Genomic DNA, 23,241 nt, shown 5'->3' with positions numbered 1-23,241 from the left:
TCGGCAAGAATCACCTTTCTTTGCGAGTCGAGCTATTAGCTCGGCTTTTTTATTGATGGCGTGCTTGACCCACCCATCTTACTCATTGAAGGCTCAACGACCGTGGCAAGACCTCTTGATCCTTCAGAGGGGGGGTAAAAGCAAAAAAGAAGTGTTAATGTACGTGAAGTCATTTAAATATAAAAAGGCCACGAATATGCTCGTGGCCTTTTAGAGTAGCCAGTGCGTTATCACGCACGGGCTGTTTTAAGCAGCAGTAGCGTTGTTTGCACCATTAGTTTTCTTTGCAGCAGTCTTAACTGCATCTGCAGTTGCCGTGCCAGCAGCTTTAACTGAAGCGTCAGCAAAGTCAGCGACTTGCTTTGCAGCTTTTGTCAGGCTATCCACTGCAGCTGCAGTGGCTTGTAGTGTTGATTTAACAGCAGCAACCGCTACATCTGTACCAGCAGGGGCAGATTTAACAAATTGATCTAAACCAGATACAACATGCTTATTGAAAGCAGTCGTACGTTCTTCAACCAGTTGCGAAGTTTCAGCTTGTGCTTGTGAAGTGATTTCGTACAGGCTGCGTGAGTAATTGGTGGCTTGTTCGATCGATGATTCAGCCAGTTTTTGACGCAATGCTAAAGCTTCTTGAGCATCTTTAACGGCAACTAGCGCATTTGCGCTTTTTGCGTTGCTTTCTAGTGTGCTTTTTGCTACTTCAACTTGCAGCTTGATGATACGTTCGGCAGAATCAATGGAAATGCGTGCAAAACGCAGTGCCACTTCAACTTGCTCGGTCGCGAACGCGGAGAATTGTTGCTGTGCAGTAGTCATCTCAATGATCCTTTCTGTCGTTCAGTTTTGTGGGTTTTGGTAGCGAGTTGCACACTTAAATATGATGCAGTGCACAATCAGTGCTTATTCTGGAATAGGCTTTTACGATTGTCAATAAAATTGTGCATCGCAACATGTTGCATGAATAGATAGTCCAGACTATCCTCTTCTCAATAACAAATAATATACACACGAGGCAGCACTTATGAGCGTGGAAAAACGCGTTATCAAGAAGTATCCAAACCGCCGCCTATATGACACGGCCACGAGCTGTTACATCACTTTGGTGGATGTAAAACAGCTGGTTTTGGATAATATTGATATTCAAATTGTGGATGCTAAAAGTGGTGAAGACATCACTCGCAGTGTGTTGCTACAAGTCATTATGGAAGAAGAAGCTGGCGGAATGCCTATGTTTTCTTATGATGTACTTACGCAAATCATTCGCTTTTACGGGAATGCAATGCAAGGTGTCATGGGGAATTACTTAGAAAAAAACATGCAACTTTTTGCTGAAATGCAAGGTCGCTTACAGACACAGGCTAAGTCGGTGATTACCGGCGAAAACCCGATGCTTTCAAATGCAAATCTGTGGGGGGACTTTATGAAGTTTCAAGGCCCAGGCATGCAAAGTATGATGAATAATTATCTTGAAAGCAGTACGTCAATGTTTGTGGATATGCAGCAACAGTTGCAAGATCGCGCCAGACATTTATTTACCGGTATGGGTATGCCAGGTTACGGCAAGGAAGGGGATGTGCCCAGCGATGACCCTTTGCCAACCGATCCACCTGCGGCAGCCGCAGAAGAGACTATCGTTGAGGTAGAGGTGGCAAAGCCTGCGCCTAAACGAAGGGCTGCTAAAAGTTGAACTTTGAGTAATGTGGTAAGTCTAGAATAAAGCGCCCTTCGGGGCGTTTTTGCGTTTGTAATAAGATAAGGTTGAATTTTGGATACTTCTTTTGAACGCCGTTTTGGCGGTATTGCCCGTTTGTATGGCATTGCGGCATTAGCGCAATTTAGGCAAGCGCATGTGTGTGTTGTGGGTGTGGGTGGCGTGGGATCTTGGGCGGCCGAGGCTTTGGCGCGCTCTGGTATTGGCCATATCACGCTGATCGATTTGGATGATATTTGTGTATCTAACACCAATCGTCAGCTACCCGCCTTGGAAGGGAATTATGGGCGGATGAAAGTAGCCGCACTGGCTGAGAGAATTGTTCAGATTAATCCAGAATGCATCGTGGATATGATCGAAGATTTTGTCAGTGTTGATAATTTTGAAGAAACTTTAGGTCGTGGTTACGACGCCATTATTGATGCCATTGATTCGGTCAAAACTAAGGCGGCGATGATTGCTTGGTGCAAACGGCGCAAAATTCGCTTGGTGACAACGGGCGGCGCGGGCGGGCAGATCGACCCTAGCCAAATTGCCGTGGTGGATTTATCTAAAACGATAAACGATCCGCTGGCAGCAAAAGTGCGCTCAATCTTGCGCCGTGAATATGGTTTTGCGCAGCAGGGTAAAAAAATGGGCGTGGAATGCGTTTATTCCACCGAGCAACTGGTTTATCCGCAGGCAGATGGCAGTATCTGTACTCAAAAGCCCGCCGTGGGCGATGCGGCTTTGGGCTTGGGTTGTGAAGGTGGCTTTGGCGCGTCGGTGGCCGTAACAGGCTGCTTTGGCTTTGTGGCTGCGGCGCAAGTACTTAAACATTTAGCAAAAATAGCGCCTGCTGCGGAAGCAACATCCCTTATTTAACGGAAGGCATGCAGTAAGGTCAAACAATGCGTCGTCTACGAAAAACACAGGCAGTTGGCGCGTTGTAATTGTTCATTCTTTGATTCAATCAAATGTTTTCAATGAGAATCATCCTTGCCCTAATTTAGTAGATTGAACGCAAATTAAGTCAAGTAAGTGCCTTTGTGCATAACATCAGTTGTTGAATCATTAAAGGGGTTGACGATGCGGCGTTTGCTACTCTTAGGCTTGCTTTTTTTTATACGGCCTGTTCAGGCTTGTACCCTTTGGGGGGCGGTAGGTGAGGCCGCAGGTGGCGGCACCTTGCTGGCTAAAAATCGCGATTGGCAACCTGATCATGTGCAGTCTGTCCGCCTCGTTCACCCTAAGCAGGGCGCGGCTTATGTGGGGTTGTATGCCGACGATGGCTCGGTGCCAGGGCTGAAGGCGGGGGCGAATGAGTTTGGCTTGTCGGTAGTGGGCGCAATGGCAGGTAGTTTGTCTCGGGAAGAGCGAGAGGCGCAAGGCGGTACAAGAAATCTGATCGGCGACATTTTGCGTAAGGATCATCATATTGCCGATGTGCTGGCCCGCGCAGAGCAGCGCTTTAGCAAGAGTGGGCCGGTATTTTTACTGATTAGCGACCATAGCCAGCTTTTGCAAGTCGAAATTGGCAAGGATGGCCGCTACACGCTGCAAAGCCAGTCCCAGGGAGTGATGAGTCATACCAATCATTATCTGAGCGATGAGTTGGCGGATTGCAATTACAAAATTGGCAAAAGCAGTGAAACGCGGTTGGCGAGGATTCGTAGCTTGCTCACTAATGCTAGCGCCCCTTACCGTTTAAATGATTTTGCCACCTTTAGCCAAGACCAAAATGCAGGCCCTGATAACAGCCTGTGGCGTGTGGGCAGGGAGCACACCCTAGCCAGTTGGCAAATCGCCACCCCAGCCAATGCACCACCGTTATTGTCGATTCGTTTGGCGAACCCTAAGCAGCCGCAGCTCAAAAAAGAATGGCGGCTGGATCAGGCCTTTTGGCAGGGGGCAACCCGAGTGCTGTTGCCGGCTGGATCAGAGTGAGGCTTGTATGGGCATTAAGCCAAGTCGCTGGTTTTTTACTTGTGCCTTGGCATTGCTCGATGGCAGCGAGGCTGCAAAGATTCCAAAAATCATCTAATAGCCGTTAGTCGCTGACCCTGCCACGCAAGGCCTTAATCGATCCGCGTTTATTTTTACTATCTAAGCGCCGAGTTTGTGAGCCGCGCGTTGGGCGGGTGGCTTTGCGGGGTGTGGCGATGGTGGCGGCACTGGCGATTAGCTCGTTAAGGCGTTGAATGCTGTCGGCGCGGTTTTGTTCTTGGCTGCGGTATTGCTGTGCCTTGATAACGATAACGCCATCTTTGCTGATGCGCGAATCGCCCAGCGCTAATAGCCGCTCCTTGAGTAAGGAGGGCAAGGATGAGGCGGGGATATCAAAGCGCAGATGCACCGCGCTCGATACCTTGTTCACGTTCTGCCCGCCACTGCCTTGGGCACGGATGGCTGAAAACTCTATTTCGTTCTCTAGAATATCGAAGCGGATGGTAAACATGGCTTAAATCTCGGCGCTTGGCGGTGCTAGCACGGTTCGATTGCCATTGCTTTCCATCTGGCTGACGATGCCGGCGTTTTCCATCTGATCGATCAGCCTAGCGGCGCGGTTGTAGCCAATTCTAAGCTGGCGTTGCACGGCCGAGATAGAAGCGCGGCGGCTTTTTAGTACCAGCGCCACGGCTTCATCGTAAATGGGATCGGCTTCGCCGCCTTCATTATTGTTATTGATATTGGATGCGCTGGCCTCGGCATCAAAACCACCATTTAAGATGCCATCGATATAGCGTGGCTCGCCAAATTGTTTTAAATGCTCGACTACACGGTGTACTTCGTTATCGTCAACAAAAGCGCCGTGAATACGCTGTGGATAGCCGGTGCCGGGCGGCAAAAACAGCATATCGCCTTGGCCTAGCAGGGCTTCTGCGCCCATCTGGTCCAAAATGGTACGGCTATCAATCTTGCTAGATACTTGAAAGGCCAGTCGTGTCGGTATATTGGCCTTAATTAGGCCAGTAATCACGTCTACCGAAGGGCGTTGGGTGGCTAAGATTAAATGAATCCCAGCAGCGCGGGCTTTTTGTGCGAGGCGGGCAATCAGCTCTTCAATTTTTTTGCCAGCCACCATCATTAAATCAGCAAACTCATCGACTACCACCACAATAAAGGGTAGGTGCTCCAGCGCTTCTGGCTCATCGGGTGTCAGTGAGAATGGATTGGTGAGGCGCTCGCCGCGTTGCTCGGCTTCCTTCAGCTTTTGATTAAAGCCTGCTAGATTACGCACACCAAAGGTGCTCATGAGGCGATAGCGCTTTTCCATCTCGGCCACACACCAGTTCAGGGCGTTGGCGGCGAGTTTCATATCGGTGACGACAGGGGCTAATAAATGCGGAATGCCGTCGTAAACGGATAATTCCAGCATCTTTGGGTCGACCATAATAAAGCGCACTTCTTCCGGCGTGGCTTTATACAGCAAGGACAAAATCATGGCGTTTACGCCCACCGATTTACCCGAGCCGGTGGTCCCCGCCACCAGCATATGCGGTGCTTTGGCAAGGTCGGTCACAATTGGTGCGCCGGTAATGTCTTTGCCTAGGGCAATGGTGAGCTTGCTTTGATTTTGCTGGTAAACATCCGAGGATAGAATCTCGGAAAGGCGAATCATTTGCCTTGTTGGGTTAGGCAGCTCCAGTCCCATGCAAGTCTTGCCAGGGATGGTTTCTACCACGCGGATAGAAACCAGCCCCAGCGCCCGTGCCAAGTCTTTCATTAAATTAACAATCTGCGCGCCGCGCACGCCAATCGCGGGCTCAATCTCGTAACGGGTAATGACGGGGCCCGCGTAGGCATCGAGTACAGATGCTTTTACGCGGAATTCTGCTAGTTTTTCTTCAATCAAGATGCCACGGTCTAGGAGGTCGTCTTGGCTGATGGTTTCAATCTCAGGGTCTGGCGGATGCAGTAAGCTGAGCGATGGCATAAAGTCATCGCTGTAGTGCATGGGCTCGGCAAGGGGGAGCGGTTGAGGGGCAGGTGGCTTGGACCAAGTGAGTTCATGCTCTGTTGCCGTCGCAAATTTAGTTGCTGTTAAGTCATGCTCTGGTGCAGTCGCAAACTTAGGCACTGCTAATTCATGCTCTGTTGCAGTGGTAAATTGAGGCGCTGTTAACGCAGATTCTGTTGCAGTTACAAGCTGAGATGCTGTTAAACCATGCTCTGGCGTAGTTACAAACTTAGATGTTGTTAATTCAGATTCTGCCGCAATCCTTAACGAAGGAGCGCTGAATTCAGATTCTGGTGTAAGGGCTAATACGGCTGCTGGTAGCTCAAGTTTTGGTGTGAGCGCTACGTTGTGCGCTGTAGTTTCTGGCTCTGCTGCTGTCATCAGCTTGTGCGTGACAAATTCATACTCTGGACTAATGGCTAGCTTTGGCGCTGTCAATTGAGTTTCTGGAGGAATAGCTAACATAGCTTCTGCCAGCTTAACTGTCGGGGCCGATATCTCAGCCACTGGCGTTTGCTCTGTCGTCGTAACTGGCGTGCTCGTTACGGCAAAGGGAGCCGTCATAGCTTGGGTGAGGAACGCCGCCAAGGCGCGTGACTCTGGATCAGGGATGGGCGCAGTAGCGGTCTCAACGATGGGTTGCAGTGTAATGGTTTCGCTTGGCTCCCAGTCCGCTACGGTGGCGACAGTGCTATCGCTTAGAACCGCCTCGGTGGCGATGGGGGAATCTAGGCCGATTGGGCTAAGTAGTGCCTCATCTAGCGTAGGCTCAATTCTGATCGGCGGGTTTGGGCTCGCAGGGGGAGGCGTTTTAGGCTCTAGCTGAAATAAGCGCGGGCTGCTACTCAGCGGGGCTGCTGCTTTGGGGCTGCGGCTAGGTAGCGGCGCTGGTTCAGCGGGTTTGCCATGAATTGCGGATAAACGCTGACGAATCTCGGTTGCCTCAATTAAAGGCAGTGCGCTTGGCTCTACTTGCCTTGGGCGATCGTTATGGCTTTTTACCCGATGATCGTTTTGTAGATGCTGCCTTATTTGGGATAAATCGATTAAAGGCAAGCTGGCGGCCTTGGGCATGGCCGCGAGCGACGGCGCAGTAAAAGGGCTGGCAGTAGGGGTAAAGTGCGGCTCCAGCGCTGCGGCCTGAGTGACCGGTGCTATGGCTTGGGCAGGCGCACGAAAGTGCTGAAACAATTCAGTGCTTTTAATCGGCGGCTGGCTGCTAAGGCTCACTGTGATAGTAGGGCCAACGGCCAAAGACTGGGGCGCTGGCGCAGTGGCTGGCCTTACAATGGCTTCTTTTACGGCTGGTGGCGTGCTTGTTTCCCGATGGCTAGCCGGCAGTGTTTTTTCGCCGAGTTCTTCTTCGTCGTCGAAAGCATCCCATTCATTGGCATGGTTGGCCTCTTCAGATTCTTCTTGCTCAGGCAGCGGTTCAAATTGCGCTTTAATTCCAGTTGCTATGGCGTGCCAACCTTGCTCTATCGCTAGCCCTGTGTGCTCAAGAATATCGCTCCATGGTTTTTGCCGCCAAAGTGGAACGCCAACGCCCAAGCCCAGCGAAAAAAGCAGGGCAGAAAGGATGGCTGAATAGTTCAGCAAGCTTTGGCCTGCAGCCAAGGTGCAAAGCGTAATTGCAAATCCTAGATATTCAATGCTAGATAGTTTTTGGGGCTGCCAAGTGCGTTCTAAAGCAAAAAAAGCGCAAAGCCAAGCGGCCAAGCCGATATGACGATTAAACCCAAGCAATACAATTAAGATAAAAGCAGGGCAAAGCCAGATCAAACGGGCGGTGTGCAATAGTTGATTGATTCGGGAAATGAATCGAATAGACATGTTTTTACGAATCCAGAACGGCATATATGGCAGAGTCGGCATTATCCGCTTCTCTGGCCCTATCGCCAATCAAGAAAAAGCCTAAATTTAAGCGGCTATATCTATATCAACAAAAATCACACAGAAAATGAATAGAGTAGAAACAATTTTTTACCCACAAAAAGCTCGAATGACACCCAATAGGCCGCCAAGCAGGGGCGTGTCGAGGTTTATCTTGCCCGTTAGTTTTAGTGGTATCACTTTTACATACTCGTGATTTTTGTATGTTTCGTGGGAAAAGCCATTTTATGTAACTAAGTAGCAAACCAAATATTCTATTGCATTTTAGGCTGGCTAAAAAAGCCTCATCCCCGAGTGCTTTTGTCGGTAATCCAGCAGTGCCACTGGGTTGCCGCGCCTGACTAAAGCCTTCAAGGGCAGGCTCGAACGCGGGAATGATGACTCTGATTTGCGTGAGATTAGAAGATTTATTGCAAAATACCTACCTCGTCTCCTGTTGTTTTTGTGGCGCTAAGCCAAATAGCTCAGGGTGTTGTTTACCATACCAGCCTTTTACTTCGTTATGGTCTAGGGATAAAAAATGCTGAATCCCAGGAACGAGGGGAAAAGAGATGGAAACCAAGAGCAAAGCAAAGCCAAAAGCGGCGTAGACGGTGCTTACCTCGAAAACACCCAAGGCAGCTCCTGCAATGGCTGGCCCCAGCATGGCGGAAAGATTCATTACCATGAAATTGACTGAAGAAAACCGCGAGCGAAAATGATCCGGAACGGCCAGTTGGCGGTGGGTTTGTCCAACCAGTTGGCTAATCGACATCACAAAACCGGTAATGCCAAACCCTAGGGTTAACATCCAGCCTTGTTGGCTTAATGCAACGCCCATCAGGCAGAGCGCAACCGTGCTAATGGCGAGTAAAGACGCTTTAAAGCGTCCTTGCCAGTGGATTGCTTTTGCTGCACCCCAAAATGCCCCGAGCAACATCCCTAGGCCTAAAGCTGCCTCGGTTGCGCCTAGCCAGTTAGCGCCCAAATGTAGGGAATGAACCTTTAGCGGGAGCAGCATCCCCAGTGCGGGGGAAAGAAATGCCATGCAAAAAAATGCATAAATCGTCCAGTTGCGATCAATGGGGATTTTCCATTTGGCGGTGAGACCTGCACGCACTTCTGCGCTCCAATGGCCGCTTTGCTTGCTGGCGGGTTTAATCGGTGCAATGGCAAAGGCAGAAAGGGCGGCAATGAATAGCAGAGCGGTATAAACCCATAGCGCAAAGGCTACATTGCTGAGCGCAACTATTGCACCGCCCACCACTGGCCCAGCTAAACGGCCTAAAGACTGCGCGCTTTTTTGTAAGCTTAACGCGTCAGATAGGCGATCCGGTGGGGTTAAATCGGCAGCAATGCTGCTTACTGCGGGTAATACCATAGAGAAAGCAATTACATCAATCGAGTAAACCAAAATAATAGGCCAGATCCGGTAATACCCAATACTAGCCATCAAGGCCAGCCCCAGCGCGGTGATTGCGGCGGCGAGCAGGCCCCACGCCATAATGCGTGATTTGGGAAAGCGATCCCCGTGTGCAGACAATAAAGGTAGAGCCAGTAGCATAGTTAGTGCAGCGCTAATCCCAAAAATAGATAAATCAGCGGCACCGCCTGTGGTCACAATCCACCAGCTGATGGCTACATTGCCCGTGGTTAAAGAGAGCACGGCCAAAATATCGTTTAATAACAAAAATGAAAAAGCAGGACCCAAACCATGCCATTTGTGAGCTAAGGAGAAAGACATATGGCGTGCTCCAGTGTTGTAGGGAGGGGCGATTCTATCAGCTTACCTGTGCATGACAAATGATTTTACTGGCCTGTGTTGTGGATGTGTTTTAGCCTCAATAGAGAGCTTTTTATCTTGACAGCAGGCCATCACCCTTTGTCATCACTTAGGGCATAAGGCGCTTGTTTTTTTGCTCATATTAGCGTTTGCTCAAGTGTAGTTGGCTGGAGTAGCAATCATGAGTTCTGAGCAGCGCATTAAAAAGATGGCGGTTTGGATGTTGCAGGCCAGTGCATTTTTTTATCTAGTGTTTTTTGCCTGGATGTTTGGCCGCTGGGGGCCTATTGAGCAGCATAAAGAAATTGCTGATGTATTGTTTACCTTGCCTTTGATTCCCGCCTGTATTGCATGCTGGTATGCGGTTGTATTACGGCCAAGGCAGCGCACGCTCTTGTATCTGGCACTGGTGGTTAGTCTTTATCTGCTGGCGAGTATGATTTGGAATTACATCGAAATCATCCAGCACAACAAACCCTTCCCTTCTTTTGCCGATATCTTTTATTTAATGAGTAGTGGAGTATTGATTGTTGCTATTGCTAGGTTGCCGCAGCAAAGCAGACAAAATTCTCCTCAGTTGATGCTGGATGTGGGAATTGTGATTGCTGCGGTAGTAACCTATTCCTTTCATTTTATTTTGCATCCAATTTACGCATCATTTGGGGAATACTCGCTGGCGCTTTGGGTTTCTCTGGCGTACCCCGTATTAGATTTGATTTTTATTACCTTATTGATACGCTGTTTACTGGTGCAAAAATCACCCTATACCTTAGATATGCTGCTGCTAATAGGAGCGGTGGTGATGGTTGTTTTAGGGGATGTCAGTCTGTCTTATATGGTGGTAACAGGGGGAGATGTCACACTTTCTTGGGGTAATTTGTTTTTTATTGGCTTTAATTGCATGCTGGCGGCCTCTTGTTACGCTAGTTTGGAAGAGCGCATCGTATGGCAAAAGCCCCTTGCCCTAGGTGCACCGCTTAAAAATATGCTTCCCTATCTGGCTGTACTCGCCTGCTATGTTTTGCTTTTGCAAAATGGTGCGCTGGCCAGTGATGTGCGCTGGGGAACGGCGATCGTGACGCTGCTGGTTGTTGTGCGGCAAATTATCACCTTAAGGGCCAACACTCGGCTTAATCATGCATTACAACAAGCACTGTCGCAGGCCGAAGTGGCTAATGAGGCAAAGAGCCATTTTCTGGCCAATGTGAGTCATGAGTTACGCACCCCGCTGACCTTAATCTTGGCTCCGCTGGATGAATTACTTAGTGTCCTGCCTCCTGCTAGGCGCGGTCAGTGCGAGCGGGTTAAACGTAACGCCTTGCTCCTGATGAATCGGGTTAATGATGTACTGGATTACTCAAGGCTGGAGGCGGGGGCTTTTATTCCGCAGTTAGAAAAAATTAATGTGCGTGAGGTGTTGCTCAATATTATCGATTCAGCAACTGAGCTGGCTAATAGCAGGGCATGCACGATTCGCCTTGCCCTTGATCCTGCACTGGAAACCATTGTGTTGGATCGAAATGCATTAGAAAAAATAATGCTAAATTTGCTGAGTAATGCACTTAAATTCTCGCCTAATGGCGGGGTCATTATGATGAAAGGCGATGTCATTGATGAGCGCCGGTTTCAATTGCAAGTGATTGATAAGGGGGTCGGGATTGCCGCAGAGCAGCAGCCACTGTTATTTCAGCGCTTCTCACAATTGGATCAGGGTGAAATACGCCGTTATCATGGTACGGGTATCGGGCTGGCCCTAGTCAAAGAGCTGAGCGTGCAAATGGGGGGGAGTGTTGCCGTGCAAAGCGAGCTGGGGCATGGCGCGTGTTTTAGTGTTTGCCTGCCCAGAAATGCGGTAGCCACTAGCATGGCCTCTGTACCCCTTGATTCTGCTAAAGCCTTACAACAGGCCCGTTTTCAAGTTCCTGTTGTGGCGACTGAAAGTGCCATATTGCACGCCATGCCAGAGCGCGTGTTAGTGATCGATGATAACCCTGATATGTGTGCCTATATCGCAGACTTGTTGTGTAAGGATTGCACGGTGTTAATCGCGGCTAATGGTAAGCAGGCTTGGGGTATTTTACAGCGGCAAGCAGTAGATTTGGTGCTGTCGGATGTGATGATGCCAGAGCTGGATGGAATTTCTTTATTAGCCAAGATTAAAAATACCCCAGCGCTGGCGCATTTACCTGTGATTTTGCTGACGGCAAGGGGAGGTGCCGAGGCCCGTATTTCTGGTTTGGCAAGTGGTGCCGATGATTATATTGCTAAGCCTTTTGTCGCAGAAGAACTGCGGGCTAGGGTGCGGCTGGCGCTGCGGGTTTGCCATATGCAGCAACAATTACAGCAGGCCGCTTACGATGGTGGGGTGAGGATGCAGGCATCGGGCATGCTGCATGACTTAGGCAATGCTCTGAATGGCGTGACCGTGACCACCAGCGGGCTGCAAGACTATGTCGCTCAATCTCGGAGCCCATCTTTAGCACAGCTGGCAGAGCTGCTTAATGAACATCGTGGTGATATGTCGGAGTTTCTATTGCATGATGAAAGGGGTAAAACCATTCCCGCTTTTGTTGGCTTGCTGGCTCAACAGTTGGCCACCGAGCATCAGCATGTAATGCATAAACTGACTCTGTTATTGCGCAGTGCCAATCATGCTGGCGAGGTGATTGCTCGGCAAAGAGAGGTCACGGCTAAGCCTGCAAATGCCGTTCGTGAGCTGATCCCACTAGATACGATGCTGGAGCAGGCCATTGTGCTCTCTGATTCACTTTGCAATTTAAGAGACGTTACTATTCAGCGGGATTACGAGAGGGATGTGGCGGTACTGGCTGATCGGCACAAACTATTACAGCTACTTGTTAATTTATTACATAACGCCACACAAGCGCTGGCAGAAACTGAGCCATTAAGAAAGCAAATTGTATTACGAATAAGGGAGGAATGTGGACGCATTAGTCTCTGCGTGCAAGATAACGGAGTAGGAATGGGGGCTGATCAACTGGCTAGCCTGTTTAACCAAGGAAGCAGTACCCGAGGAGAGGGGCACGGGCTTGGCTTGCATTGTTCGGCAAATTGGGCGGTGGAAATGGGCGGCAAGCTGCGTGCTGAAAGTGCAGGTCTTGGTCTAGGGGCCTGCTTTACGCTGGAGTTGCCTGCATGTTTAAAGGAGGGGGTGACTCATGGTTAAAAAACGGATTTTAGTGATCGATGATAATTTAGAGAATCTTGCGCTTTACCGAGATATTCTGGCTCCTGAAACAGCGGTAGGTAGTGCTGAGCTCAATGCTCTTGAGTTTTTATTATTTAATCGTAAAGTAATAACTGGGGATGAACTTACTTTTATCCTTGATCTAGAATCCAGCGGGGAGGTAGCTTGCCAGCATTTGCAGGATGCGTACAGCAAAGGGGATACCTATGATTTGGCCTTTGTGGATATGTGTATGCCCGGCGGTTGGAGTGGCTTAGAGACTATTGGCCATTTATGGCAGCACGATCCAGATTTGCCGGTGGTGATTTGCAGTGCTTACAGTGACTATAATTGGGAAGAAATCACTCAGCGCTTGGGCCATGCGAATTTGATTAAAATACTCAACAAGCCGTTCGAACGACAGCAGGTGCTGGGGCTAGCACAATCATTCAGCGCATAAAAAGCCGCATGCTGCGGCTTTTTATGCGTTTGGTAAAACTTAATTAACCAGTTCGCGTGCCGCAGCAACTTGATCTTTGTAAGCATCAAAAATGCCGCGTAAGGAGTCTTCCATCGTGGTGCTTGGTGCCCAGTTTAAATCGGCCTTGGTATTATCGATTTTTGGCACGCGGTTTTGCACGTCTTGGTAACCCTTGCCGTAGTATTCGCCGGAAGTGGTTTCCAGAACGGTGACTTTAGCCGCCATTTCTGCGTATTCTGGGTAAGTTTTAGCCAGATCCAGCATCATGGTTGAAAGCTCACGTACCGAGTAGTTGTTGACTGGGTTGCCGATATTGTAAATTTGGCGAGTGGCTTTGCCATCTTTATTGTCAATAATCTTAACCAGTGCTTCGATACCGTCCGTAATATAGGTAAACGCACGTTTTTGCGCGCCGCCATCCACCAGCTTGATCGGCTCGCCACGAACAATATGCCCCAAGAATTGGGTGATTACACGGCTAGAGCCTTCTTTTGGGGTGTGGATGCTATCTAAGCCAGCACCAATCCAGTTAAATGGGCGGAATAGGGTGTAATCCAAGCCTTCTTGTTGCCCGTAAGCAGCAATCACGCGATCCATCAGCTGCTTAGAGCAAGCATAGATCCAGCGTGGCTTGTTGATTGGGCCATACACCATATTGGATTCTTCTGGATCAAACGCTTCATCTTCACACATACCGTAAACTTCGGATGTAGAAGGGAATACCACGCGTTTCTTATATTTTACGCACCATTTGATAATCGGTAGATTGGCTTCAAAATCTAATTCAAATACGCGTAGTGGCGCTTGTACATAGGTGGCTGGTGTTGCAATGGCAACTAATGGCAGAACCACATCACATTTTTTAACGTGGTATTCAATCCATTCTTGATTAATGGTGATATCGCCTTCAAAAAAGTGAAAGCGTTTGTTATCCATAAATTCAGAAACTTTATCGCTGTACATATCCATACCGAAAATTTCCCAGTCGGTGTTTTCAAGGATGTGTTTGGATAAGTGATGGCCAATAAAGCCATTTACGCCAAGGATGAGGACTTTTTTCATTGTGTTTTCCCGGAGGTATTAATGGAGACCTTGAAAATCTATATTTTCGTGGTCACTAATGTAAATCTATTGAAGATGCGCCAAAGTGGTGAATGAAATTCTCACCCGTCAGCGTTTCCCCTGCGAATTCTGCATGCAGCACTAACAGTGCAGCACCATCGCTGCAAAGCAGGATGATTTGTTTGCCATCAGCATACATGAGCGGCGTAATCGGTTCGATCTCTGTCGTTTGGCTTGTGAATATTTGCCGCGTACGCCAAACAATTAGCTTTTTGCCATCAATGTCACTAAATGCGCCCGGATAAGGTACGGTTACAGCACGTACCAAATTATGGATGTCTTTTGCGTTTTTTTGCCAGTTTATCTGGCCGTCTTTGGCTGTGCGGCCACCATAATAAGCGCCCTGACTTAAATCTTGCTGCTTAAAATCAGTTTTTCCAGCAATAAGCCCTGGCAAAGCTTGGCTTAGGCAAATTTCTGCAGCCACGGTGACTTTTTCAAATACTTCTTGCGCTGTATCATCAGGAAAAATGGGCACGGCTTGCTGCGCCACAATGGGGCCGTTATCTGGCTTGATATTCATTACATGCAGCGTTGCACCGGTCTGGGTTTCGCCATTGATAATCGCCCAGTTAATCGGCACGCGGCCACGGTATTGCGGTAGTAAGGAGCCGTGCATATTAAATGCACCGCTTTTTGGCGCGGCCAGTAAAGCTGCTTTTAACATGTTGCGATAATAAAACGAGAATAAAAAATCAACGTTTAATGCCGCAATCTGCGCTTCAACTTCTACCGTGTTTGGGTCGTCCGGTGTGATGCAGGGAATGGCGTAGTCTGCCGCTAATTGCGCCACCGAGCCAAACCAGATGTTCTCGTTTGGGTTGTCTTGATGCGTCACAATGAGCTTGATCTCGATGCCTGCGGCCAGCAGCGCCTTGATGCAGCGCACGCCGACATTATGGTAGGCAAAAACAACGGCTGATTTCACGCGCCATCCTTTTTAGCTTGATCTGGATCAGACTGTAAAATATTGGCGATCAAATAGCGTGGACGCTGGCGCACTTCATGATAAATACGGCCGATATATTCGCCAAGCAGGCCAATGCCAAATAAGGCGATGCCAATTAAGAAGAAGGCAATGGCGAATAAGGTAAACAGCCCGCCCACTTCTGGCCCCATAAAAATACGGCGTAATACCAATAATAAGAACAGCGCGCCCGAGCCCAGCGATACAAAAATCCCTAGCATAGAAAATAATTGCAAGGGCAGAATCGAGAAGCCGGTCATCAAATCAAAATTAAGACGGATCAAGCTGTACAGGGAGTACTTAGACTCACCCGCAAAGCGCTCTTCATGCCCAACCACTACTTCAGTTGGGTTTTGCGAGAAAGAGTAAGCCAGCGCAGGGATAAAGGTATGCATTTCCTGACACTGATTAATGGTATCGATAATACGGCGGCTATAGGCGCGCAGCATGCAGCCTTGATCGGTCATTTTGATCTTAGTCAGTTTTTCGCGCAGATTGTTCATGCTGCGGCTGGCTACATGCCGCCACCAGCTGTCGTTGCGCTGACGGCGGATCGAGCCAACATAGTCGTGGCCCTTATCCATTTCTACCAGCAAAGTGCCAATGTCCTCGGGTGGGTTTTGTAAGTCGGCATCCAGCGTCACAATGCGCTCGCCGCGTGAATGCTCAAAGCCAGCCAGAATGGCGCGATGCTGGCCAAAATTGCCATTAAACATAATCACGCGGGTCACATCAGGGCGTTTATCGTACTGGGCGCTTAAGATGCCTGCCGAGCGATCACGGCTACCATCATTAATAAACAGAATTTCGTAAGGCGTGTTTAAGGCATCTAGCGCTGGATAAATGCGATCAAACAGCGCTTGTAAGCCGTCTTCTTCGTTATAAACCGGTACGACAACAGAAACGATGGGATTCATTGAACTCTCTTTTTGTAAAACCTGACGCGTAGGGGGGGGTGCAAGCCGCGTGCTTTTCGGCATTGCTAGCGGGTTGCACCCGCTCTACAAATAACAGTTCGCTTAAATTGATAGGATTGGGGTATGCCCCTTCCCAGTTATTTAAGGCTAGCGGCAATCACTTCACGTAAAGCGATGCAAACACGTTCTACGTCGGCCACTTCCATGGCAGGGAAGAGCGGTAGTGTAATGGTGCTTGCGCCAATATGCTCTGCGTGCGGATACATGTCTTCTGTGTAACCCAGCTTGCGATAATAAGTAAATAAATGCAGCACAGGGTAATGCACACCAATGCCGATGCCTTTTTCTTTCATTTGCGCGATAAACTCACCACGGCTGATGTTCATTTTTGCTAAGGGCAGCAGCGGCTGGAACATATGCCAGTTACTGTCTTCAAAGTTAGCGGGCGGCAATTCTAAGCCTAATTCTGTGTCTAGCAAACGGAAATAAGCTTGAGCAAGCTCTTTTCGCTTGGCATTAAAGCCATCGAGCTGCTTTAGTTGCCCTAGGCCAATGGCGGCGGCTACGTCGGTCATATTGAATTTTCCGCCTGGTAGATCTACATCCATGCTGCCGTCAGGAAAGCGCGTGACGCCTTGTAGACGCCATTTTTCAAACAGCGCCGCCTCGGCTTCATTATTCATAACCAGCGCACCGCCTTCGGTGGTGGTCATGTTTTTATTGGCATGAAAAGAAATCGAGCAAAGATCACCAAAGCTGCCTACTTTTTTGCTTTTCCATGTTGCACCCTGCGCTTGGGCTGCATCTTCAATAACGCGTAAGCCGTGTTTATTGGCAATGGCGTAAAGGCGATCCCGATCAACTGGCAGGCCAGCCAGATCAATGGGGATAATCGCCTTGGTGCGTGGGGTGATGGCGGCTTCAACTAAATCTAAATCAATATTGCGGGTGAGGGGGTCTACATCCACCAATACCAGCTTGCCGCCGGTATTGAGCACCACATTGGTGGTAGAAACCCAAGTCATTGGGGTGGTGATGACTTCATCACCCGGCTGTAGATCAATTAAACGGAGGGCGATTTCTTGGCCGCCGGTTGCGGAATTCACCACGCGCACTGGGCGGCCGCCAAAATAGGCAGAAAGTGCCGCTTCGAAGGCTTTAACTTTGGGGCCGCTGGTAATCCAGCCAGAGCGCAGCACATTGGCTACGTCGTTAATGGTTTCTTCGTCAATGCTTGGGCGGGTAAAGGGGAGAAAATCGCTCATGTTTTGTCCGTTTGTATTCTTAAAATAGGAGGCAAAAATCGCAGTAGTGCCGCCGCCAGCAACGTGCCCAGTAGCGCACCACAGGCATTGGCCAGCATGTCATGGGTATCAAAGCTGCGATAGGGCGTTAAGGCTTGGGCAAATTCAACCGCAACGCCCATCAGGCTGGCTAGCAAGAAAATCTGCCCTAGTTTCTGTTGGCGCACCAGCCCAAACCACAGCGCTAACACGCCATAGGCCAGAAAGTGGCCGATTTTATCGCTATTTGGCACGTCAGGCATACTCATCGGAATCAAGGACATGATCCAGATAAAAGCCACATAGGCCCAAGCAAGGCGTGCAAAATAAATACGCAGCATTAGCTTTTTGCAACCAACAGCACGCCTAGCATAATAATGCCAATGCCAACGAGGCGCATTGGCGTTACCGCTTCGCCAAATAGCCACCAAGCAAGGCCCGCATTCACCACATAGCCGATGGATAACATTGGATAGGCAATGCTGACTTCAACGCGGGATAGCGCCAGAATCCATACCACCACGCTGATCACGTAGCAGGAGAGGCCACCAATAATGTGCGGATTACTGGCTACTTTTAAGCCGATAGGCCAAGCATTAGCCATAGAGAAATCAAATTGCCCAATGGTGCGTGTGCCCGCTTTAAGCAAAAGCTGCGCACCGGCATTGAGTAATACGCCGAATAAAATCAATCCAAATTCAATGGCTTTCATGGTTTGGCAATCACCATTCTACGTGCGTCGCTTGCAATCGTTTTCATGCTTAATCCGCGTTTTTGTAATTCATTAAATGTATCTGTTTGCAAAATGGCAATAGGCTGAGCGTCGCTATTCCAGCGGATGATAAAATCATCCAGCGTAATGCGCTTATCGGCTTCAGACTTTTGGCCCATTTCAAATTCATCAATATAATCAACAAATTGCAAGGTTCGCTTTAAATAGAACGGCAGCGATTGATCGTAATAACGTACGGCATAAAGGCTGGTGTTGGCGGTTAAGTGCGGTTTAATCGCTTCAACTAAATGATAGCTAGAGTTGGTATAGGCGTAAGACTCGTGCCCCATCATCGGCAATTGCCCCCCCACTAAGCCTGCCAGTGCCATTGTGGCAATGGCTGCTTCTTTTTTGCCCTTGCCCGCCAGAATAAAGCTGGCAATTGCACCTGCAGCAAGCACAATCCCTGCCGCCACTAACCAGCCGGCATAAGCCGCGTTATAGATTTGTGGGGTATGTTCGCTCGCCATCGTGCTGACATAAGGATAGGCCCCAATCAGCACAAGGCCTGGTACGGCAATCCATACAAAGTGCCAGCGTAAGGCTTTGCCACTGATATCCATGAGCGTTTGCGCCATTAGCATGGCCAGCGCAGGGAAAATAGGCAAAATATAAGAAGGTAGCTTGGAGCCTGATTTAGAAAAGAAAGCAAAAATAAACACCGCCCAGATCAATAAAAAACGATTAGTTTTAAATTGCTCATTGCTCTGCCAGCTTTTCTTTAATGCCTGCGGCAATAGGCTAGTCCAAGGCAATAAGCCTACGGCAAGAATCGGGAAAAAATACCACAGTGGCCCTTCACGGCGATGTTCGGTGCTTAAAAAGCGTTCAAAGTGCTCGTGAATAAAGAAAAATTGTGCGAATTCAGGGTTGGCCTTAGAAACGCTGACAAACCAAGGCACGGTAATCAACAGCGCCAGTGCTAGGCCTTTAACGAGATGCAGCTTGGTCCAAAGCTTAAGATCACGGCAAATGATCGAATAAGCCACAATAGCGATGCCTGGCAGCACTAGCCCGATGAGGCCTTTGGATAAAACCGCGAGACCAATCGCGCCCCAAGCCACGAGCATGCCGTTGCGATTCTCTTTGGCACTGGCACCATCTCTTTGGGCCAATAAAAATCCGCATAGGCTAAAGGTAAGGAAGGCGCTGACACCCATATCTAGCGTAAGAAAGTGGCCATTGCCTATCCACCATGCGCTACTTGCCAAGATGCCGCTAGCGAGCCAAGCGGTGGCTTCGCCCCAGAGTTTGTGGCTAGTAAAAAATACCGCCAGCAAGCCCAAAAAGCCTGTTAGCGCAGGCCAAAGCCTTGCTGCAAAGTCTGATTCGCCCAGCACTTCAAAGCTGGCCGCTGTTGCCCAGTATTGCAAAGCGGGCTTTTCAAAGTATTTAATACCATTGAGGCGCGGCGTATTCCAATCGCCACTCACCACCATTTCGCGGGCAATTTCGGCGTAGCGGCCTTCATCAGGCGTAATGAGTTTGCGGTAGCCTAAGGTGCCAAACCAGAGGAGGGCCAAGAGGAGCAGCACCAGCCACTTGGCGGCAGGGCGATTAATCAGACTATTCATGAATTTTCATTGGGATTGAGCGGTGCGGCATTGTACCTTAAGCCGCATGGATGGGTGAAACGCTGCGGTGTAGAGAATTGTAGCGTGGGCACGATTCTGTGTTTGCACGTAATTTGCCTATCCACCCTACATCCGCTGAGTGCGGATTAACACCAGCACCGCGCCGCCACCACCTTCATGCTGTGGCGCTTGGCAAAAGGCCAGTACTTCATCTCTTTGCGCCAGCCAGTTTTTAAGTTTTTGCTTGAGGATAGGTTCGCCATTTTTGGAACCCATGCCCTTGCCATGCACGATGCGCACGCAGCGCAGGCCCGCTGCGTTGGCGCTTTGTAAGAAACTCGTCACGCTGATCCGCGCTTCATCGCTGCTTAAGCCGTGTAAATCTAAATGCCCCACCGTGGGCCACTGGCCTTTGCGCAGGCGCTTAAGCGTGTCGAGCTTTTGCCCAGGCTTGCTATAAAGCAGCTCTTCGCCGGGGGCTAGCTCATCCCACGGCCAAAAATCAGTCATATCGTCCAGCGGGCTGAGATGCTCGGCCTGTTGCTTACGTGGCCAAGGGCTAACAACTGGGCTGGGGTGGATATATTGCTGGGTTTTTAGCGGCTTAGTGCCTTTCACTGCCCGCATAAACAGCGTGTGATCGTCGAGTATCTCTGTGGCAGGATGACTGGCGGGTTTGCTCGCTTGCGGTATTTGATTTTTGAGTGCTTTTCGCAGTTGGCGGAGCTTATCCATCGTGCTTACCTAAGGAATAAAAAAGGGCGCTGTGCGCCCTTTTTAAAAACAGATGATTAATTCAAAGTCTTAACGTAGCGAATCCAAATACTTATCCGCATCCAGTGCCGCTTGGCAGCCAGAAGCCGCCGAGGTTACGGCTTGGCGATAAATATGATCTTGTACATCGCCAGCAGCAAATACGCCAGCAATGCTAGTGCCGGTTGCACCGCCATCACGACCACCCTTGGTGATGATATAGCCGGTAGCATCCATTTCTAGCTGGCCTTTGAAGATGTCAGTGTTTGGCTTGTGGCCAATTGCAATAAATACCCCAGTTAACTCTAAATCACGCGTTGTACCATCTTGCGTTGATTTAAGGCGTGCACCGGTTACGCCCGTGGCATCGCCTAGCACTTCATCCAAGGTGCTGTTTAATGCAAGGGTGATTTTGCCTGCTGCTACTTTTTCCATTAGATGATTAATTAGGATTTTTTCTGAACGGAAAGTATCGCGGCGGTGTACCAAAGTCACGTGTGAAGCAATATTAGAGAGATAAAGCGCTTCTTCAACTGCGGTATTGCCGCCACCCACTACGGCTACTTTTTGGCCACGGTAGAAAAAACCATCGCAAGTTGCGCAGGCTGAAACACCACGACCAGCAAAGGTTTCTTCGCTTGGCAAGCCAATATATTGCGCCGATGCGCCGGTCGAGATAATCAAGGCATCACAAGTATATTCACCCGAATCGCCCACTAAGCGAATCGGTTTTTCATTTAGGTAAGTGGTATGAATATGATCAAAGATCATTTCTGTGCCAAAACGCTCGGCATGCTTTTGAAAGCGTGCCATCAGTTCTGGGCCTTGCACGCCATCAGCATCTGCTGGCCAGTTGTCTACATCGGTCGTAGTCATCAGCTGGCCACCCTGCGCCAGACCCGTAATCATCACTGGGTTTAAATTAGCACGCGCCGCATAAACCGCAGCAGTATAACCAGCAGGACCAGAGCCAAGAATCAGTAAACGAGCGTGTTGAGTAGCCATTGTGGAGCTTCCTAGTGTGGATGGGCGAATAGGGTGAAAAGTAAATTGGGCAGAGTTTACGTCTTTCAAGCCATGCTTTCTAATCAAAAATGCCTATGGGGGCGATTGATAGAAGTTTTGATGCAGGGAAAAAGTGCTTTTGAAGCAGAAGTAGCCTGAGTTTTTTTGATGTCCAGTTGGCAAGTGCGTTATTTCATCTCCCTGACTGAGCTTATCTTGGTTTTGCTATTAACGGTTCCAGATGTAAATATTATGTAATTTATATTGTCATTTTGTGATTGGATGCTTATTACGAGGTGTCATAAGTATTTTTACTTGTGCACTTGCACAGATTGACATCCTTTTGTCTGAAAAAATGTCATGTGCTTATTTATTTGCCATTTCGTGCGCTAACGTCTTGCACTAAATAACTTACATATGAGTTCTTATGCTTAGCCTCGCATTTAAAGAGTTATTGGCAAGATATCGTCTTGTTTTTTCTACAGTTTGGGCTACGCGCCACAATCTGCAATCCATCCACAGAACACCGACAGAGCTCAGCTTTTTACCTGCCACATTAGAGCTACAAGAATCTCCGCCTCACCCCGCCGCCCGTATTACGCTATGGGCTTTACTCGCCTTTATTTTGCTGGCATTGCTTTGGGCCTGCCTTGGCAAAATCGATATCGTGGCAGTAGCGCCTGGTAAATTGATGGTGTCTGATCGCAGCAAAGTGGTGCAGCCCTTAGATGCGGGGGTAGTCAAAGCGATTTACGTTAAAGACGGGCAGCATGTTAAAGCAGGGCAACTGCTGCTGGAGCTGGATGCGACCCTCTCTGGCGCTGAAAACGCCAAGCAACAAACCCTGCTACAAGATGCCACGGTGAACGCTCTGCGGGCCAATGCACTGCTAAATGCAGAAGCCAGCGGGCAGTTGCCGCTGGTTGCGGCTGGAACAGAAATACAGCGAAGTGAAGCCAGCCGCCTCGCTTTAAGCCAATGGCAGGAATTGCAAGCAAAACTAGCCACGCTAGATAGCGATACCGCCCGCAAGCAAGCCGAGCGGGCTGGGGTGCAGGATCAGATTGCCAAGTACGAACAAACCCTGCCGATTATTCGCCAGCGTGAAAAAGACTTCCAAGACTTAGCCAATAAAAATTTTGTATCCCAACACGGCCTGCTAGAAAAACAGCAGCTACGTATCGAAACCGAGCAAGAGCTGGCCAGCCAACGGCATAAACAAGCAGAGCTGGACGCCGCCATCCGTGGTAACGCTAGCCAGCGCAACACCATCAAAGCCGAGTTTCGGCGCAGCCAGCACGATTTGCTCAGCCAGGCCAGCGAGCAAGCGCGCTCCCTCACGCAAGACGTAGTGAAATCCACGCAGATGCAAAAGCAAACCCGCTTAACCGCCCCAGTCGATGGCATTGTGCAGCAGCTTGCCACCCACACGATTGGTGGCGTGGTCACGCCAGCGCAAGCCTTAATGGTGATCGTGCCCAGTGATGAACAAATAGAGGCCGAAGTGGTGCTAGAGAATAAAGACATCGGCTTTGTAAATGCCGGGCAGGCCGCCGCTATCAAAATTGAAACCTTTAATTACACCAAATACGGCCTAATTGAAGGATTAGTGAGGAACGTCTCTTTTGACGCTGTGCCTGATGAAAAATTAGGGCTTATTTATCAGGCAAGGATTAAATTACACAAAAACAAAATGAATATCGACGGTAAATTGTTAAAGCTGGCACCGGGAATGGCGGTAACGGTGGAAATTAAAACGGGGCAGCGCAGAATTATTGAATATTTCCTATCGCCATTAATGGCGCATGTTTCAGAAAGTGCGCGGGAGAGGTGATTAACTATTAATTATTTAAAATTTAATTGGATACAGT

General features: G+C 49.1%; 19 protein-coding genes. 6 read left to right on the top strand and 13 right to left on the bottom strand.

All coding sequences use genetic code 11. From position 1 onward, the window contains the following. Window positions 1–246: 246 nt before the first annotated feature. Window positions 247–819, bottom strand: coding sequence for a phasin family protein (locus Q0R17_RS08895; RefSeq protein ID WP_293934176.1), 573 nt, complete (start codon window positions 817–819; stop codon window positions 247–249). Window positions 820–1,024: 205 nt separating this feature from the next. Here Q0R17_RS08895 and phaR point away from each other — a divergent pair, with 205 nt between their 5' ends. The 3 genes from phaR (at window position 1,025) to Q0R17_RS08880 (ending at window position 3,640) form a co-directional block, all read left to right on the top strand. After that, entirely contained in the window at window positions 1,025–1,690 is a 666-nt protein-coding gene (phaR, locus tag Q0R17_RS08890) for a polyhydroxyalkanoate synthesis repressor PhaR (RefSeq protein WP_293934174.1), read from the top strand. Between the two features lie 75 nt (window positions 1,691–1,765). Then, window positions 1,766–2,578, top strand: coding sequence for a tRNA cyclic N6-threonylcarbamoyladenosine(37) synthase TcdA (gene tcdA, locus Q0R17_RS08885; protein WP_293934245.1), 813 nt, complete (start codon window positions 1,766–1,768; stop codon window positions 2,576–2,578). Window positions 2,579–2,782: 204 nt separating this feature from the next. Then, entirely contained in the window at window positions 2,783–3,640 is an 858-nt protein-coding gene (locus Q0R17_RS08880; RefSeq protein WP_293934171.1) for a carcinine hydrolase/isopenicillin-N N-acyltransferase family protein, read from the top strand. Window positions 3,641–3,743: 103 nt separating this feature from the next. Here the strand turns inward: Q0R17_RS08880 and arfB are convergent, their stop codons facing one another. From arfB to Q0R17_RS08865, 3 genes are all read right to left on the bottom strand, one after another. Then, entirely contained in the window at window positions 3,744–4,151 is a 408-nt protein-coding gene (gene arfB / locus Q0R17_RS08875; protein WP_293934169.1) for an alternative ribosome rescue aminoacyl-tRNA hydrolase ArfB, read from the bottom strand. A 3-nt stretch (window positions 4,152–4,154) separates the two neighbouring features. Further along, window positions 4,155–7,487, bottom strand: a complete 3,333-nt coding sequence (locus Q0R17_RS08870) for a DNA translocase FtsK (RefSeq protein ID WP_293934167.1) — start codon at window positions 7,485–7,487, stop codon at window positions 4,155–4,157. A gap of 481 nt (window positions 7,488–7,968) precedes the next feature. Further along, window positions 7,969–9,270, bottom strand: a complete 1,302-nt coding sequence (locus tag Q0R17_RS08865) for an MFS transporter (protein WP_293934165.1) — start codon at window positions 9,268–9,270, stop codon at window positions 7,969–7,971. A 220-nt stretch (window positions 9,271–9,490) separates the two neighbouring features. On the opposite strand from Q0R17_RS08865, the gene Q0R17_RS08860 reads away from it, so the two are divergent. Both Q0R17_RS08860 and Q0R17_RS08855 read left to right on the top strand, forming a co-directional pair. Continuing rightward, on the top strand, window positions 9,491–12,496 hold the full coding sequence (locus Q0R17_RS08860) for an ATP-binding protein (RefSeq protein ID WP_293934163.1): 3,006 nt from the start codon (window positions 9,491–9,493) through the stop codon (window positions 12,494–12,496). Then, window positions 12,489–12,956, top strand: coding sequence for a response regulator (locus Q0R17_RS08855; protein WP_293934160.1), 468 nt, complete (start codon window positions 12,489–12,491; stop codon window positions 12,954–12,956). The genes Q0R17_RS08860 and Q0R17_RS08855 overlap by 8 nt, the downstream gene beginning before the upstream one ends. 39 nt (window positions 12,957–12,995) lie before the next feature. Here Q0R17_RS08855 and Q0R17_RS08850 read toward each other — a convergent pair whose 3' ends face one another. The 9 genes from Q0R17_RS08850 to trxB all read right to left on the bottom strand — a co-directional run bounded on the left by Q0R17_RS08850 (window position 12,996) and on the right by trxB (window position 21,370). Further along, entirely contained in the window at window positions 12,996–14,039 is a 1,044-nt protein-coding gene (locus Q0R17_RS08850; RefSeq protein WP_293934158.1) for a bifunctional UDP-4-keto-pentose/UDP-xylose synthase, read from the bottom strand. 55 nt (window positions 14,040–14,094) lie between these two features. After that, a complete protein-coding gene (locus Q0R17_RS08845; RefSeq protein ID WP_293934155.1) occupies window positions 14,095–15,027 on the bottom strand; it encodes a formyltransferase in 933 nt (310 codons plus the stop codon). Next, window positions 15,024–15,983 (bottom strand): glycosyltransferase, encoded by a 960-nt coding sequence (locus Q0R17_RS08840; protein ID WP_293934153.1) that lies wholly within the window; start codon window positions 15,981–15,983, stop codon window positions 15,024–15,026. The genes Q0R17_RS08845 and Q0R17_RS08840 overlap by 4 nt, the downstream gene beginning before the upstream one ends. A 137-nt stretch (window positions 15,984–16,120) precedes the next feature. Then, the gene (locus Q0R17_RS08835) at window positions 16,121–17,248 is read right to left on the bottom strand and encodes a DegT/DnrJ/EryC1/StrS aminotransferase family protein (protein ID WP_293934150.1); all 1,128 of its coding nucleotides are present in this window, start codon (window positions 17,246–17,248) and stop codon (window positions 16,121–16,123) included. Further along, window positions 17,245–17,607 carry a VanZ family protein gene (locus tag Q0R17_RS08830; protein WP_293934148.1) on the bottom strand — a complete coding sequence of 121 codons (363 nt, stop codon included), beginning with the start codon at window positions 17,605–17,607 and terminating at the stop codon, window positions 17,245–17,247. Before Q0R17_RS08830 ends, Q0R17_RS08835 begins: the two co-directional genes overlap by 4 nt. Further along, a complete protein-coding gene (locus Q0R17_RS08825) occupies window positions 17,607–17,978 on the bottom strand; it encodes an SMR family transporter (RefSeq protein ID WP_293934147.1) in 372 nt (123 codons plus the stop codon). Before Q0R17_RS08825 ends, Q0R17_RS08830 begins: the two co-directional genes overlap by 1 nt. After that, window positions 17,975–19,612 carry a phospholipid carrier-dependent glycosyltransferase gene (locus Q0R17_RS08820; protein ID WP_293934145.1) on the bottom strand — a complete coding sequence of 546 codons (1,638 nt, stop codon included), beginning with the start codon at window positions 19,610–19,612 and terminating at the stop codon, window positions 17,975–17,977. The genes Q0R17_RS08825 and Q0R17_RS08820 overlap by 4 nt, the downstream gene beginning before the upstream one ends. Before the next feature lie 126 nt (window positions 19,613–19,738). Continuing rightward, window positions 19,739–20,347 carry a Smr/MutS family protein gene (locus Q0R17_RS08815; protein ID WP_293934143.1) on the bottom strand — a complete coding sequence of 203 codons (609 nt, stop codon included), beginning with the start codon at window positions 20,345–20,347 and terminating at the stop codon, window positions 19,739–19,741. Between the two features lie 69 nt (window positions 20,348–20,416). After that, window positions 20,417–21,370: a thioredoxin-disulfide reductase gene (gene trxB, locus Q0R17_RS08810; RefSeq protein WP_293934141.1), complete on the bottom strand. Its 954-nt coding sequence runs from the start codon at window positions 21,368–21,370 to the stop codon at window positions 20,417–20,419. Between the two features lie 427 nt (window positions 21,371–21,797). Here trxB and Q0R17_RS08805 point away from each other — a divergent pair, with 427 nt between their 5' ends. After that, window positions 21,798–23,204: an HlyD family type I secretion periplasmic adaptor subunit gene (locus tag Q0R17_RS08805; protein ID WP_293934139.1), complete on the top strand. Its 1,407-nt coding sequence runs from the start codon at window positions 21,798–21,800 to the stop codon at window positions 23,202–23,204. Window positions 23,205–23,241: the final 37 nt, after the last annotated feature.

It is taken from the genome of Iodobacter sp. (assembly GCF_025352645.1).
GTDB lineage: Bacteria > Pseudomonadota > Gammaproteobacteria > Burkholderiales > Chitinibacteraceae > Iodobacter.
This window is presented reverse-complemented; position numbering and strand designations above follow the sequence as displayed.

Coding starts and splice junctions, on each gene's coding strand:
- Q0R17_RS08895 (WP_293934176.1), bottom strand. CDS start 819: ATGACTACTGCACAGCAACAATTCTCCGCGTTCGCGACCGAGCAAGTT.
- Q0R17_RS08840 (WP_293934153.1), bottom strand. CDS start 15,983: ATGAATCCCATCGTTTCTGTTGTCGTACCGGTTTATAACGAAGAAGAC.
- Q0R17_RS08835 (WP_293934150.1), bottom strand. CDS start 17,248: ATGAGCGATTTTCTCCCCTTTACCCGCCCAAGCATTGACGAAGAAACC.
- Q0R17_RS08880 (WP_293934171.1), top strand. CDS start 2,783: ATGCGGCGTTTGCTACTCTTAGGCTTGCTTTTTTTTATACGGCCTGTT.
- Q0R17_RS08820 (WP_293934145.1), bottom strand. CDS start 19,612: ATGAATAGTCTGATTAATCGCCCTGCCGCCAAGTGGCTGGTGCTGCTC.
- Q0R17_RS08825 (WP_293934147.1), bottom strand. CDS start 17,978: ATGAAAGCCATTGAATTTGGATTGATTTTATTCGGCGTATTACTCAAT.
- arfB (WP_293934169.1), bottom strand. CDS start 4,151: ATGTTTACCATCCGCTTCGATATTCTAGAGAACGAAATAGAGTTTTCA.
- phaR (WP_293934174.1), top strand. CDS start 1,025: ATGAGCGTGGAAAAACGCGTTATCAAGAAGTATCCAAACCGCCGCCTA.
- Q0R17_RS08805 (WP_293934139.1), top strand. CDS start 21,798: ATGCTTAGCCTCGCATTTAAAGAGTTATTGGCAAGATATCGTCTTGTT.
- Q0R17_RS08815 (WP_293934143.1), bottom strand. CDS start 20,347: ATGGATAAGCTCCGCCAACTGCGAAAAGCACTCAAAAATCAAATACCG.
- Q0R17_RS08850 (WP_293934158.1), bottom strand. CDS start 14,039: ATGAAAAAAGTCCTCATCCTTGGCGTAAATGGCTTTATTGGCCATCAC.
- trxB (WP_293934141.1), bottom strand. CDS start 21,370: ATGGCTACTCAACACGCTCGTTTACTGATTCTTGGCTCTGGTCCTGCT.
- Q0R17_RS08855 (WP_293934160.1), top strand. CDS start 12,489: ATGGTTAAAAAACGGATTTTAGTGATCGATGATAATTTAGAGAATCTT.
- Q0R17_RS08865 (WP_293934165.1), bottom strand. CDS start 9,270: ATGTCTTTCTCCTTAGCTCACAAATGGCATGGTTTGGGTCCTGCTTTT.
- Q0R17_RS08870 (WP_293934167.1), bottom strand. CDS start 7,487: ATGTCTATTCGATTCATTTCCCGAATCAATCAACTATTGCACACCGCC.
- Q0R17_RS08830 (WP_293934148.1), bottom strand. CDS start 17,607: ATGCTGCGTATTTATTTTGCACGCCTTGCTTGGGCCTATGTGGCTTTT.
- Q0R17_RS08860 (WP_293934163.1), top strand. CDS start 9,491: ATGAGTTCTGAGCAGCGCATTAAAAAGATGGCGGTTTGGATGTTGCAG.